We start from the raw sequence: 12,377 nt of genomic DNA, 5'->3' as shown, positions 1-12,377 counted from the left end.
CAGCCCCCTTAGCCACCAGCGGAAGCGGCTGCCGCTCATTGCTGTGATCTCAGAACAGGACCACCCAGTTACGTGCGCCAAGACCAGAACCCCAGCGCGCGCAGCCTCTGGCGTCAGCCATTCATAAAACCCAGCGCCTCCTGAAGACGCGAGTAGTCTTTCAGCTTGGCCCCGCGGATCGCCTCTGGCGCTACGCCCGCCAAATTGGCAATCAGCGTAACTTCGGACATGGCGTTGTCATTCTTCGCGATCTTGCCGGCCGCAATCATGTCATCCACCGAGGGCTCGCGCAGGGTCAGTGACTGCACCTTTGCGCCATCTACAATCACGCCACGCGCCAGAGTGACAATCAGTGCGCCGTCGTCGCCTTCGGTGATATAGTCTGGATATTCGTTCATGTCTTACCTCAGATACCCAGCGCACGGCGCTGTTCTGCCAGTCGGTCGACGCCGCCAACCACGCGTTTCATATTGATGATGTCGATATCGGTTCCGACCACACCGCCGATGGTTTCCTTGAACGCCTCAACGGTCATGTTCACTGTCAACGTTGCCGACTGTCCGGGCGACCACGTGCCCCGATCAGGCTGGATGATCTTACCGCGCATGTTATGCACGACCGGCGTGACAGTGCCGTCTTCACTTTCCAGAACGCCGCGCGCGGTGACCTGGATCAACTGACCGGGGGCAACACCCCACAGCGCCAGCACATCCGCGCTATAGTTACGCAGAACGAACGTGCAGGTCATTTTTTCCTGACCCATGTCGATATCGATGGGGCCATCCATGCCGCCCGCGCGGTATTCCTCGGTCGCAATCGACGGGCTGGGCGGGGTATAGTCCCCCAGCTCGCCCGCAAAGCCGCGACCATCAACAAACAGGTTGAAGTTTTTCAGGATGTTGCGAATAGCCATTAGCCCAGCGCCTCCGCGATATACTGGTTTGTCAGATGAGAACGGAAGGTGATCCGCTCAGCCGGATACGGCGGGGTGAAATCGAAGTTGAACCACACCTGCCCGTTCTGGATGCTTTGCGGTGTGTTCAGGTCCGGATCAGCCCAGCATTCACCGCCCAGCAATGCGCCCTGCGCCACAAGTACCGCGATAAAGCCATTCACGCCCTCGACCACGTCTTCCAGATACGTCTTGGTGATTGCACGGTCGACGGCCCAAAGATGTGCGCGCTGAATACTCTCATTCAGCACGTCCGCTGTTCGGCGAACGCTTAGGAACTGCCATTTTGGATCAGCGGTTGGTGCTCGGTTGCCCCAAAGCCGGTAACCGTCCTGGCGGATGATCGTCGTCACATCATTGGCGTTCAACAGATTGGCGCGGCTGGATTGATCACCCAGCTTGAAATCAACCGGGCGCGATGTCCCGATGATGCCGAAAATTCCCTTGTTGGATGGCGACACCCAAAACCCGGTGTCGTTGTCTGTGCGCGCGATCACACCTGCTACACGGGCGGATGCAGGTTCATCGATAATCTCGCCGTTGCTGGCCAGAACCTTCACCCACGGGTCCACAACGTAGATACGGCCAGACGTGCCCCAGTCGCCCGCGTAAGTTTGCGCGTCGTTGTCAGTCGTGTTGGGACCGTCCGCGATAATCACCGCACCGATCCGGTCGGCGATGCCTTCCAGTTCCGCCACCACAGGGTTGGCCAGATCCGTTGGGCGTTGGTGCGTCCATCCCGGCGCGCAAAGGATACGCGGCGCGAAACCCACGACGCTTTCAGCGCCGACAAGTACGTGCACACCTTCAAACTGTCCGTCACCGGAATTGACGCCGCCGACGACATTTGCCAGCGTTTCAGTTTCGTCTGCACCTTCTTCCACGCGCACAACGATGACCACCGCACCGATCTGGTCAAAGATGCCATCGAGCGCAGCCGGAAGCGTACCCCCGCCTGTCCCATCCGCTGTGGTATCCAGCTTGGCCGCTTCACCGCGGCTACCGGCGACCAGAACCGGCGTATTCAAAGGGAAGGCATCGGCGTCGGCCTGTGGGGCCGTTCCGACGATGCCAATGATACCGGTCGCAATGGTGCGGATCGGGCGCGGGCCCGTGTCAATTTCCAGCACCTCGACGCCGTGGAGAAATCCAGCCATCTTTTCCTCGCTACTATGTGCGTGTTGCAATGATCATGAACGCGCTAGAGCAACACAGCCTCTGGCGGATTTCCTAGCTTGGTTTGCGCGTTCAGATAGGCAGGCTTGGAAGGGTCAGGCCTGCGGGGAACCCAGAGCTTCAGCCAATTCCTTGGCTTGTACTTTGCCTCCTTCCAGGATGGCTTCGTACTGAAAGGGATCGGTCACTGCCTCGATCTGATTGGTCAGCATGACGCGTAATCCGGTGGCCTGTCCGATGATGACTTCATAGACATTGGCATTCTCGACAATGACAGCCGCTAGTTCCTCTTTGCTTCGATCTGAGGTCGACACCTCGGCATCCAACAGGGCATGCTGATCCGGGCGTGCGGTACCAGCAATGAAAGCGCGGGCGGCTTCGGCTTTGGACGGCCAACTGGCGCGTTCGAAAGCGGGCACATGCCCGGTGATCTGAAGCAGAAAACCATCGATCCAAGCAATCATGGCGGCCAGTGCCGTCTCTTTTGTGGGATAAACCGGAAGAACAGGTGCCTCAGACAGCGCGCCTTCTGGCATTGGCCCCAGATCAGTGACCACGTGTTCGCTGCCATCCTCTGTCCAATAGACGGTCCCACGGTGATCCTCGACCTGGGACCATGCGCCTTCCTTGAAGACACGGGCCTTGCCTTCCTCAATGGCAGGCGGTTCGATGAGCGTAGCATTTCCGGGCACCATCGGTGTGTTGTCAATGGGGTCCAGACGGGCTTCGGTTGAACCCAGAAACTCGCCCGTCTTCGCCGCGAAGTGATGAATAAGTGTCATGCTTGTTTCCTCAGTAAGCGCGAATGCAGATCATGCGCGAGACATTGCGAGGACGGGTTTCCGATCCGCCTGTATTCTCCATGAGATCGGCTCCACCGCCTGATGTGAAACCACTCTGACCGTTGCTCCATCCCGCCAGACCAGTGTTGTGCCCCTGATGGATTCCGGCAACAGATGACCCTGTTGAAGCCTGTAATCGGTGGTCGTGAGACTTGAGCAGATCAGCTTGAAATGAACCCAGAACGCGACCGCTATCTGCGCCGCGCCCATGGTCCCAGCCCCGCAAGAACTCGCCACGCATGTCGGGCAGTTGGAACGTGGTCGACCCATCACCGGGGCCGAACATGCCGGTATCTGTGCCGGTTGGGTCCAACATCCCGGATGACTGCGCGTGTGCCCACAAATCAGGATAGGACGCGCGTAGCAGCGTTGAGCGATCTTCCTCAAGATACCCTGGTGGCGGTGTGTCGCCGGTCCAGATCAGCTCGGAGCCGATCGGGGCCAAATTCGAACTGTTGCCGGAGTGCAGAATTTCCTGCCAATCTCCCCACGCCACAGAATCGCCAGTACCGACCCGCACCACGATCCGTGGCGTCACGCCCGATAGTGACAGTATTTGGGTCACCCTCGCGCCAGCACCGGAGAAACGCTCAAGGACCAAGGCTGCGCCTGTATAGGCGATCGACGCGCCCCCCGCGTCTGGCCCGTCCGTATATTCCCCGGAAATGGTGTAGATGTTGCCTGCGGTGAGATCGTTGAGCGATTGAAAGTCGGCGACGGGTGCCGGACCAGAGGCAATCTTGCCTGCCAACTGGTTCGTCAGCGTGGCGGCAAAATCCGGATCATCGTTCAGCGCAGCCGCCAATTCGTTCAACGTATCCAACGAGCCCGGAGCGCCATCCAGCAGTGCATTGATAGCGGCTGTGATATCGGCAGGTGTTGCAAAGCCAGCAGCCTGCAGCGCGTCCACGGCCTGTTTCAGATAAACAGTACGGTTAGCCAGTTGCTGAGCAGGAACGTTCGATATTCCCTGTCCCTGCGCCAAATCTGGGGGGCCGCCCAGAACCGGGTCTTCTGTTTCGATCTGGTAGATGCCCGGTTCAAATGTCGGGGTTTCAGGCAGATTTGCCATCATGCAACTCCATGCGTGAATTGCCCGTCATAGGTGATCCGGGCGTTGTGGATGTTGAGTGCTTCTGTGAAGTCCAGCGCCTTCAGGTGACTGCGTGCGGGCGCGGCATTCGCAAGGATCGCGCGCACCTGAGCCGCTTGTTCGATCGTGATCGGGCGCGTCAGGACAACCCGGTATTCTGCCCAGTGGTCTGGTTCGGAATAGTTGATTTCCCCGCTGTACGAATGTGCGCCGTTGTGGAATTCCCAGCCAAAGCGTTCCACAACCGTGGCGTCGCCATATCCAGCCGAAGCCAAAGCCCGTTTTACCGCCCCGATCGTGCCCTTACGGCGGTGGATGTCGATTGATGCAGCAATGGAGTTTCGTTTGGCGTCATCAGACCAATTCGGGTCCCAATCATCGACAGAGAAAGCACTGGCCAGCCATGGCAAAAGAGCATCCGGGCACGTCGCTTGGTCCCAAAGGTCCTGAAACGAAACCGCAATCAATAACCTTGCATGAATTTCCGCCTCGATCGCGCGTTCCTGATCGGTGGCGTTGTGCGGCAGCAGACTGTTAGACATCTACACCACCAAATGAAACAGTGATCCCCGTGCAAAAAGTTGCTTCGCCATCACCCGCCACGATATCTGCGGCAGGGGAATTCAGCGTGACTTTCTGGACGCCGGGGCGATGCAGGGCCGCGTACAAACCGGAAAGGGTCACATCACGCCCAAGCCGATGTTGAGCATCCGCATATGCCTGGGCGGCGTCTTCGGCAGCTTGCAGCACGACAGCGCTGTCAGGTCCGGGGTAAACTGTCAGGGTTGCGTCAATCGCATAGTTCAGGATGGATGCGCCCTGTACGGTCACCTGATCCGTAAGCGGACGCACATCATCCGAATTGAGAACGGTATTCACGACAGAAAGAAGGCCCGCGCTGGCCGTACCGTCTCCGGTTCTCGACAGAACGGTAACGAGAACATCCCCGGGCGACGGGCTTTGTACGCTGGCGTCGGCGACGTCACCATCGGCACTGAGGGCATGGAAGATATAAGCACCAACAGGACCAGCAACGCTGAACCCCTCGAACGCCAACAGCATTCGGCGCCGGAAGTCATCGTCGCTTTCAAGTTCCGCAGGCACGGGCGGCAAAGCTTCGGGATCACCGGGTGAAATCACCTGGCGGATGACACCATACCGCGCTGCGATGTGGTCGAGATTTGTACCGGTGGCATAGGCGGGCATAACGGCGCGCGCACCATCATTCACGCGCTGTTGTGTCAGGGTGACAAAATACGCCGCAAGCTCCAACAGCTTGAACGCCGGGTCACTCTCGACCAACGCATCAAAAGCGATATCCCGTGCGCGCAGATCGGCCAGCATGTCGGCCAGCGTGGCCTCGAAATCCGTCGTCTGCACCACATCGGGCGCTGACAGTTGTGACAAGTCAATTGCAGAGAAACCACCTGTCATCAGCGCACCTCGATTCCATCTAACGAGATTGGCTGTCCGGTCGGTAGATACCGACCTTCTAAAGCAATGGTGACGGCACCCGGGACCGGCATTTCAATCGTCACGTTGTCGATTGCCAGGCGGGGTTCCCAAGTTTCCAACGCCTCAAATGTTGCTGTCATCATGTCCAGCCGGGTTGCGTCGTTCATCGGCGCATCGACCAATTGATAAAGGCGACTGCCATAGTCTCGACGCATGACCCGTGTGCCAATGGGCGTGGTCAGAATATCCCGAACGGATTGTCGCAAATGCGCCAACCCGGATAACCGCTTGCCTGTCGATGCGTCGATACCGTTCATGACTGCGACAATGGCGGGTCGACCCTTCGATTAACCTCTGGCGGTTTTCCACTAACCCGCGAACACGTCTCCTGATCCAGTCGCAACTGCGGAACCGCAATCAATCGGATCACCGATCCGACCGACGGCTAAACCGTTCGCGAATACCGAACCAGAACCCGCGCTTAGCGCGCCGCCATGAGGCGTGCACGTGGCGCACCCGTGTGTCGCCCAACCATCGCCCACGCGATGCACTGCGATGCCATCGGCAAACACATCATCGCTTGCACCTACTGATGGGCGTGGTGGGAAACACCCGTGCCCGGTACATATATCCCCTAGCCTGGTAACGCTGGCCATCAGTTCAAATCAATCCTCGCACCGTTTACGGCTACCCCAGCGCCGTCAATCACTACCGTAGATCCATTGCTGGCCAGCGTTATTGCGCTGCCCGTGATCGTGATTGTCGACCCGCCAACCTTGACCCGGTGCACCGCCTCACTCGACCCCGGGCCGGGGTTTCCGTTACTGAATACTGACCCCAGGATGACACCCTGTGCGGTGTCGCCCGATTCTGAAAGCACAACCACCTGTTCTCCGATCGACACCGGTGCCCATACCGATATTGCCGCCGCCCGTTCTGCCATCCATGGCAACCAGGCGCTTTCGCTCTCGCCACCGAAACTAACTTTGGCCCGCGCCGCCCCTGCGTCCACTGCAGTCACAATGCCGAAGCGCACGATGCCCTCGCGCGCCTGCTCATTTCGCGCGGCTGCGTAGCTCACGAACCATTCCCCTCAATCTCGATGTAATCGACTTCATGACTGGTGCCGGTGTCAGGTGCGTATCCAATCATCACCCGATCGGGCAAAACGCCTTCACCCGTCCAGACGTTCTGGCCCAAGTCGACTTGCTGATCCCACTCGACCGCCCAAACCTCATGCCTATCCAAGTCCGGATCAAAAGCATCTGGTCCGATCACTGTTACCTGCGCAGGGTTGACGGGCTGATCCCAACGGTTCTGGTGTACCACCACGCCAAGTGCACCTGCGAGTTTGCGAACCTGTCGATGTACATTTGGAGTGCGAAAACTCATCACCACACGTGCGACCCATTTTGTCACCACCGGCAATTGCTCAGTGCCCGGATTACTATCCGGATCGCCTTCCATGTCGACCAATTCCACAAGGATCGCTGGGGCAGTGATCTGCTTTCGCCCCGTGTCATAATCCGTCACAGTCTCAACCGCGGGAAACGCAGCATCGATCTTTGAAAGGATCGCATCGTGCAGATCGTCAAGGTCCAGATTTTCAGCCACGTTTTCCTACCCCGTAAATTGTTCGGGCACGTATTTCGGCACGGAAGTTGTGAAAGAACACGTCCTCGATTTCGTCAAAAACCTGGTCTTCGATGAACGTCTGCGCTTGGTCCACAATCTGAATGGTCTCTTCCTTGACAGGCCACCGTTTCTTGGACACGCGGCGCATCACGGTTGGTCGACCCTTTCGGTTTTTTGCGACAAACGCGCCTTCGAAATCCCGCCCACCGAATGAAGCCCCAGAAGCCGTTTTTCTCGCACGGCCCTTGAACGCCGAAACACGAATGTCATTCAATCCAAACCACATGCTGACGTTGCCAAGGCCATTGCCACGCTTGAACCGGAACCAATGCAGACGACGGCGCAGTTCTGCGGCAGAGCGCAGTTCAAGTTCCGTCCGCAAACCTTTGCGTGCGCGTGCTTTCATCGTCTGAGCGGTGCGGCGCAAAGCGCGCGAATACGCAAAGGCCAGTTCTTTTTCGCTGGCCCCGAATTCATCGGCAATGCGTTCCAACTCGCTTTGATCAAAGTCGAATGCCAGCATTACTTTACTCTTCCGCCAATCGCAGAACGGCGAAGCCTGTCCCGTCGGGTTGCGGATTGGTTACGAGATAATAGGACCGACCATCGATGATCACTTGATCCTTTACCCGCAAATCCAAAACGTCCGATTCCTTACACGTCAATCGCGGATCGCTGGTGTCAGCCTCGTATTCCCCAAGCTGCACGTTCAGGTATGGATCATCAAAGATGCCCTGTATCGAACGGGAAACGCCCCCCTGCGGCATGACGGTCGCCGTTGTGGCGAAATCGTCCAGGCGCAGAAAGGCGTCAGGATTTTCCCAGTCTGGCGCGGGCATTATTTTTCGTCGCCAGCCGCCTTCTTGGCTGCTGTACCCGCCTCGATCTTGCCGCGTTTCAGCAGTGGCTTTGCCTGCTGTTCGCTCAGTGTCACGCTGGATTTCGGCAAGCGTACTTTTCCGTCCCAGACGAACGCGCTGGTGACCTTGTAGCTGGCGGTTTTTGCCTCGGTAGTTTTCGACATATCAGGCCCTCTGTGTTGCCGTTTGTGACTGGCGGGCCATCAGCCCGCCACGTGTATCAATGCGCCGATCAGCTAGCGTCGGAGCCGTAGCAGAAGCTGGCAGCGTGGCGCACGACGAAATCAACGTCCTGCATGGTGACGATACGCAGGCGGCCCTTCTTGCTGTTGCTGTAGGGGTCGACGGTGATATCCAGACCGCCCCACATACCGATGATCAAGTCGGCGAAGTTGCCAAAGAACAAATCACCATTGGTGATCTGGTTGGTGACTTCGGGGCGGTAGCCGTTGACGGTATTGCCGTTCTCCCAGATCGGCTGACCACTGGTTCCTGCGAATTTCTCGGTGGATTTGAAGTGTCCGCGCATCCGGGCGTTGAACACGTAGGCCATCGAGTTCACATCAGCGTTGTCAGCGGAAATCTCGCTTTCCATCGCGATCACTTCGCCCCAAGTCGGCAGGGCAGTTCCGCCGCCCGACGCTGCACCGTCGAAATCAACGGCATTAACGCCATTGACGTTCTTGATACCCAGCGGCTCGTTTCCTGCGCCGGAACCATAGAACCCGGCTTTGTCGATGGTCAGCGCCAGCGCTGATGAAAGGTCACGGCGCACAAGCGCTTCAACATCGATGCTCGACTGTTTCAACGTTCGGCGCGTGATCTCCGAATATGCGGCGACGGTCTTGGGGCTCAACTGACGCTGGCCGAGACCCAGAATGTCTTCAGGTGCATCATCGTCTTCACCGATCCAGTAGCCAGCCGCACCGGATTCCTGCGTCGGAACATCTGGATTGCCAGTAAGACCGCCCAGCGGAGTGGCTAGGCGCATCAGCACGGCACGGTTGCGCAGCATTTCGATAAACGACTGCGACAACAGCGGCGATCCCACCGAGAACCCACCGGTATCACCCGCTACCGAACCACTAGTGCCTGTGTTCAGCGCGCGGGTCAGCACGTCGACAGGCACCATGATACCCTGTGCGTCGCGACCCATTTTTTGGGCTGCAGCGTCAGAGGCCTCGAATTCAAAGGCAGCGGCTTCTTGCGCGCGGCGGTTCGTTGGCTCTGCGAGCGCGCGAATGGCGCGCAGGAACGAAAACTGCCCGACCTCTTGGTCAGTCATACCGACGGTGCTGTCATCTGAGACGTGGCGCTGGTTGCTGCGCTTGTGCAGATGATCGACCAGGTCGCGGCGCATGTCCTCGACGCCTTTGCCTTCTTTGATCATGCGTTGCGCTAGATCACCGGCATCATAGGCTTCGCCCAGTTCGGTCAGTTCGCGAACGCGGGTTTGTTCCTGCTCACGGCCACGTGTCAGCATCGCCGCTTCCACGTCACCGGCGCGTTCCAGCACTTCGATAACCTCGACGATTGCGCCGTTCTCGTCCACTTTGGCCCGGACTAGATTGCCCTCGGCGTCGCGGGTGTTGATAATTTTCATAGGGTTGTCCCTCTGCTGAGTATCCTCGGGCCGCAACTCATCCGTGCCCGTATCATCCCCCGCATCATCGGCGACACGTTGACCGGTGGCCTCTGGCGGATTTTCCATTTCGCGACCCACGCCGACGTTCTGGTCAGCAGGCACTGCGACAATCGATATTTCGAACGGTTCCCACTCGGTCACCGTCACTTTGTTCGGTTCGCCCTTTCGCACCTCTTCTTCAATTTTGGTCACGGTGTAGCCGACTGAGACATGCTGACGGATGCCGTCGGCCACATCCTGAAAAATCTCGCTGGCCCGAACACTGCTACCGAACCGAACGACGGCCCGACCGACCCCGTCACTATCGACCCGGGCACTTTCAACCACACCAACCTGATCGCGCCAATTGTGGTCCATCAGGACCGGCCCGCCATTGTTCAGCCGATCGAGGATGACAGCGCCAGGCTTATGCGACAGCACCTCTTCACCGAACCACCGGCCAACCGGCGTGGTGCTAGAAAAGGCCAGTTCAACGGTTCGATTTTCAGTATCGACCTCGCGAACCTCGACCGTTCGCAGCAAGCCGCGGCTCTCGCCCTGCTCGCCCGCGTTGATCTGTTCCGGCGTGATTGCCCGGGTCAGCGTGTGGCCGACCAGGTCACTTGCCCGCGTCGCCGTTTCCTTCGTCGCTTCCTTCACCGGTGGCTTCGGCGTCGGGTTTGGTTTGCTGGCCATTGCCCTGCCCTCCTTTTGATTTGCCGACGATCAGCGCGGCTATGATTTCTTCGGGGATACCTTCGGCGCGCATGGCGTCGATATCGGCTTTGATTTCGGCATACACGTCACGCGGATCACGGCCCCGCTCACGGATCACCTGCCCGCGCGACTTGATAAGATTGTCGATAGCCTCGATGTCGGCTTTCACGTCTTTCGACGGGTCAATCCATTCCCAGCGCCGTGCCTGGAATTCCACCGCCATGAACTTCGCCCGTTTGCCCGCAGGTAACGGCGATCCATTGTCGAGCGTGATCCGTTGCGTCAGAAGAGAATGCGCAAGCCAGCGTTCGTAGACCGGCAACGCAAAACTCTCGATAAGACTCTCTTGCAGTTCCTGCCAATGGTCCCGCTCAGCCAGCATCCCATGCCGGATACTGGAAAAATTGACGCCTTCCAGATCATTCGACAGATCGTTGTAGGCCACACCCAGACCGCTGGCGATACCTCGTAGCATGTGCTTTGAAAATACTGCCAGTTCGCCATTCGGGTATTGCGGATCATGCCCTTTGAACTTGGCGCCCCGCGGTAGATCCTGAATAAGCCCGGGTTCGCTTTCGATTTCGATCCCTTCGAATTCTTCTTCGTCATCAAGTTCAGGCCCATAGCCCTCTTCCCACTCGATGAAACCTAGTTTGTTGGCACCTTCCCGCGCGTTGACCAGCGCGGATTTTTCGAAATCGCCCAACTGGCGCATCCGCCACAACGCGGTGGCCATCCAAGGCAAGCCGCGCTTTTGCCCGATAATATCCTCTTCGAACCAATGAACAATTTCGTCGGCAGGCACGCGCACGAAATCACGCCCGCCATAGTGATAGTCGGCTTCGTTTGTGCTTAGCGTTGTGAAATAATAAGCAACTGGGCGGCCTAGCCGGGTGTACTCAATACCCGCACGAATGAACCCGCCGCCTGGCCGCTTTTCTTCGTCCAGATCCACCGGCAGGCGCATCGGGTCCAGCACTTGCAACGCAAAACCCCACGGGCCCGCTTCGCGCCCATAGACAAAGCGCACCAGAAATTCGCCATCAGTAACACATCCGTTGACTAGTGATTTCTGTATCTGGCGAAATGAGCGCCGACCCGCGACGTCGCAATTTTCAGCCTTGCACCATTTTTTCCATGCCCGCTCTAGCGCCCGGTTTGCGCCCTGATCCATCTGACCACTTCGTTCGCCAACGGTGCGCGCTTGCAGCATCAAACCCCGCTGCCCAACGATGTTACGGCGAGCGCTGTTTTTGAACGCCTTGGCATATGGATTGTTTGACGCCTGCTCGCGTGACCGGGCAACCAGCGTCCGCCAATTGCGCCGAACAATCTGATCGGCAGGCAAGGGTGAGTTTGTCCAACCACTTGTCAGGCGGTCGCTTTTCCCAGCGTCATAGGAGCGGCGCTGTCGAGACACCACAGGCGGCATCTTGCGGCGCGGGGCTTCTTCAACCGGTGCAGAACGTAGAAACGGCCATTTCATGAAAAGCGCACCTTGTATGTTCGGCCCAGACCCCGGCCCTTCTTGGCGCGTTTTTGGGCTTCCAGTTCAGCACGGTACTTGGCCCTGAGCCTTATCAGATCACCCAGCGGCGTGCGCGAAAGAGACCGGTTATTGATCTGGTAACTTTGCTGATCCATGGTCGCGCGGTTTTCAATCACCGCTTCGATCGCATCCAGAACACGGCGAACATGATCGCGACCATCGTACCCAGCAGCTTGCGCCGAAAGGTCAGGCGCGATGACCACTTCACCCCGTTCGACTGGAACAACGTCCGTGCCGTCCGTCGCGCGCAATTCATAGCGGTAACGACCCGGCGCCCAATTTGCTGTAACAGCGGCGGCGACTTCGAAGACGTGGCCCGTGCCATCATCCACGCTGTCCAAGTCGATTTGACCCGGCCCGCGCAAGATCAGTTTCAAATCCCATTCCGGCGCAAGATAGGTGGGAAGCTCTATAGCTGCCCGAAAGGTCACACCTGCCCCGATTTCAACCGGTAGAAAACTCACGCCGCAGCCC

General features: G+C 58.2%; 17 protein-coding genes. All 17 read right to left on the bottom strand.

Going from position 1 to position 12,377, the window contains the following annotated elements:
• Positions 1-113 precede the first annotated feature (113 nt).
• Positions 114-398 carry a phage tail assembly protein gene (locus ACXAET_RS01455; RefSeq protein ID WP_475180003.1) on the bottom strand — a complete coding sequence of 95 codons (285 nt, stop codon included), beginning with the start codon at positions 396-398 and terminating at the stop codon, positions 114-116.
• An 8-nt stretch (positions 399-406) separates the two neighbouring features.
• Complete coding sequence (locus tag ACXAET_RS01450; protein ID WP_475180000.1) at positions 407-913, bottom strand: phage major tail tube protein; 507 nt, start codon at positions 911-913, stop codon at positions 407-409.
• The gene (locus ACXAET_RS01445; RefSeq protein ID WP_475179997.1) at positions 913-2,109 is read right to left on the bottom strand and encodes a phage tail sheath C-terminal domain-containing protein; all 1,197 of its coding nucleotides are present in this window, start codon (positions 2,107-2,109) and stop codon (positions 913-915) included. The genes ACXAET_RS01450 and ACXAET_RS01445 overlap by 1 nt, the downstream gene beginning before the upstream one ends.
• Positions 2,110-2,223: 114 nt before the next feature.
• Complete coding sequence (locus tag ACXAET_RS01440) at positions 2,224-2,910, bottom strand: hypothetical protein (RefSeq protein WP_475179993.1); 687 nt, start codon at positions 2,908-2,910, stop codon at positions 2,224-2,226.
• A 10-nt stretch (positions 2,911-2,920) separates the two neighbouring features.
• Positions 2,921-4,042, bottom strand: coding sequence for a hypothetical protein (locus tag ACXAET_RS01435; RefSeq protein WP_475179989.1), 1,122 nt, complete (start codon positions 4,040-4,042; stop codon positions 2,921-2,923).
• A complete protein-coding gene (locus tag ACXAET_RS01430) occupies positions 4,042-4,605 on the bottom strand; it encodes a phage tail protein I (RefSeq protein WP_475179986.1) in 564 nt (187 codons plus the stop codon). Before ACXAET_RS01430 ends, ACXAET_RS01435 begins: the two co-directional genes overlap by 1 nt.
• Positions 4,598-5,497, bottom strand: coding sequence for a baseplate assembly protein (locus tag ACXAET_RS01425; RefSeq protein ID WP_475179983.1), 900 nt, complete (start codon positions 5,495-5,497; stop codon positions 4,598-4,600). The genes ACXAET_RS01430 and ACXAET_RS01425 overlap by 8 nt, the downstream gene beginning before the upstream one ends.
• On the bottom strand, positions 5,497-5,835 hold the full coding sequence (locus tag ACXAET_RS01420) for a GPW/gp25 family protein (protein WP_475179979.1): 339 nt from the start codon (positions 5,833-5,835) through the stop codon (positions 5,497-5,499). Before ACXAET_RS01420 ends, ACXAET_RS01425 begins: the two co-directional genes overlap by 1 nt.
• 51 nt (positions 5,836-5,886) lie before the next feature.
• Positions 5,887-6,174, bottom strand: coding sequence for a PAAR domain-containing protein (locus tag ACXAET_RS01415; protein WP_475179975.1), 288 nt, complete (start codon positions 6,172-6,174; stop codon positions 5,887-5,889).
• Complete coding sequence (locus ACXAET_RS01410) at positions 6,174-6,599, bottom strand: phage baseplate assembly protein V (RefSeq protein ID WP_475179970.1); 426 nt, start codon at positions 6,597-6,599, stop codon at positions 6,174-6,176. Before ACXAET_RS01410 ends, ACXAET_RS01415 begins: the two co-directional genes overlap by 1 nt.
• Positions 6,596-7,132: a hypothetical protein gene (locus ACXAET_RS01405; protein WP_475179967.1), complete on the bottom strand. Its 537-nt coding sequence runs from the start codon at positions 7,130-7,132 to the stop codon at positions 6,596-6,598. Before ACXAET_RS01405 ends, ACXAET_RS01410 begins: the two co-directional genes overlap by 4 nt.
• Positions 7,125-7,676 carry a phage tail protein gene (locus tag ACXAET_RS01400; protein ID WP_475179962.1) on the bottom strand — a complete coding sequence of 184 codons (552 nt, stop codon included), beginning with the start codon at positions 7,674-7,676 and terminating at the stop codon, positions 7,125-7,127. The genes ACXAET_RS01405 and ACXAET_RS01400 overlap by 8 nt, the downstream gene beginning before the upstream one ends.
• Before the next feature lie 4 nt (positions 7,677-7,680).
• Positions 7,681-7,992, bottom strand: coding sequence for a head-tail joining protein (locus tag ACXAET_RS01395; protein ID WP_475179957.1), 312 nt, complete (start codon positions 7,990-7,992; stop codon positions 7,681-7,683).
• A complete protein-coding gene (locus ACXAET_RS01390; protein WP_475179954.1) occupies positions 7,992-8,177 on the bottom strand; it encodes a hypothetical protein in 186 nt (61 codons plus the stop codon). Before ACXAET_RS01390 ends, ACXAET_RS01395 begins: the two co-directional genes overlap by 1 nt.
• A gap of 68 nt (positions 8,178-8,245) precedes the next feature.
• Positions 8,246-10,333, bottom strand: coding sequence for a phage major capsid protein (locus tag ACXAET_RS01385; protein ID WP_475179951.1), 2,088 nt, complete (start codon positions 10,331-10,333; stop codon positions 8,246-8,248).
• On the bottom strand, positions 10,257-11,840 hold the full coding sequence (locus ACXAET_RS01380; RefSeq protein WP_475179946.1) for a phage portal protein: 1,584 nt from the start codon (positions 11,838-11,840) through the stop codon (positions 10,257-10,259). Before ACXAET_RS01380 ends, ACXAET_RS01385 begins: the two co-directional genes overlap by 77 nt.
• Positions 11,837-12,367 carry a hypothetical protein gene (locus ACXAET_RS01375; protein WP_475179942.1) on the bottom strand — a complete coding sequence of 177 codons (531 nt, stop codon included), beginning with the start codon at positions 12,365-12,367 and terminating at the stop codon, positions 11,837-11,839. The genes ACXAET_RS01380 and ACXAET_RS01375 overlap by 4 nt, the downstream gene beginning before the upstream one ends.
• Positions 12,368-12,377 lie beyond the last annotated feature (10 nt).

This window comes from Ruegeria sp. AWH4_226, assembly GCF_056159225.1.
Note: the sequence above shows the minus strand (reverse complement) of the source record. Positions and strands in the feature narration are given on the sequence as shown.

Coding starts and splice junctions, on each gene's coding strand:
- ACXAET_RS01455 (WP_475180003.1), bottom strand. CDS start 398: ATGAACGAATATCCAGACTATATCACCGAAGGCGACGACGGCGCACTG.
- ACXAET_RS01450 (WP_475180000.1), bottom strand. CDS start 913: ATGGCTATTCGCAACATCCTGAAAAACTTCAACCTGTTTGTTGATGGT.
- ACXAET_RS01445 (WP_475179997.1), bottom strand. CDS start 2,109: ATGGCTGGATTTCTCCACGGCGTCGAGGTGCTGGAAATTGACACGGGC.
- ACXAET_RS01440 (WP_475179993.1), bottom strand. CDS start 2,910: ATGACACTTATTCATCACTTCGCGGCGAAGACGGGCGAGTTTCTGGGT.
- ACXAET_RS01435 (WP_475179989.1), bottom strand. CDS start 4,042: ATGGCAAATCTGCCTGAAACCCCGACATTTGAACCGGGCATCTACCAG.
- ACXAET_RS01430 (WP_475179986.1), bottom strand. CDS start 4,605: ATGTCTAACAGTCTGCTGCCGCACAACGCCACCGATCAGGAACGCGCG.
- ACXAET_RS01425 (WP_475179983.1), bottom strand. CDS start 5,497: ATGACAGGTGGTTTCTCTGCAATTGACTTGTCACAACTGTCAGCGCCC.
- ACXAET_RS01420 (WP_475179979.1), bottom strand. CDS start 5,835: ATGAACGGTATCGACGCATCGACAGGCAAGCGGTTATCCGGGTTGGCG.
- ACXAET_RS01415 (WP_475179975.1), bottom strand. CDS start 6,174: ATGGCCAGCGTTACCAGGCTAGGGGATATATGTACCGGGCACGGGTGT.
- ACXAET_RS01400 (WP_475179962.1), bottom strand. CDS start 7,676: ATGCTGGCATTCGACTTTGATCAAAGCGAGTTGGAACGCATTGCCGAT.
- ACXAET_RS01395 (WP_475179957.1), bottom strand. CDS start 7,992: ATGCCCGCGCCAGACTGGGAAAATCCTGACGCCTTTCTGCGCCTGGAC.
- ACXAET_RS01390 (WP_475179954.1), bottom strand. CDS start 8,177: ATGTCGAAAACTACCGAGGCAAAAACCGCCAGCTACAAGGTCACCAGC.
- ACXAET_RS01385 (WP_475179951.1), bottom strand. CDS start 10,333: ATGGCCAGCAAACCAAACCCGACGCCGAAGCCACCGGTGAAGGAAGCG.
- ACXAET_RS01380 (WP_475179946.1), bottom strand. CDS start 11,840: ATGAAATGGCCGTTTCTACGTTCTGCACCGGTTGAAGAAGCCCCGCGC.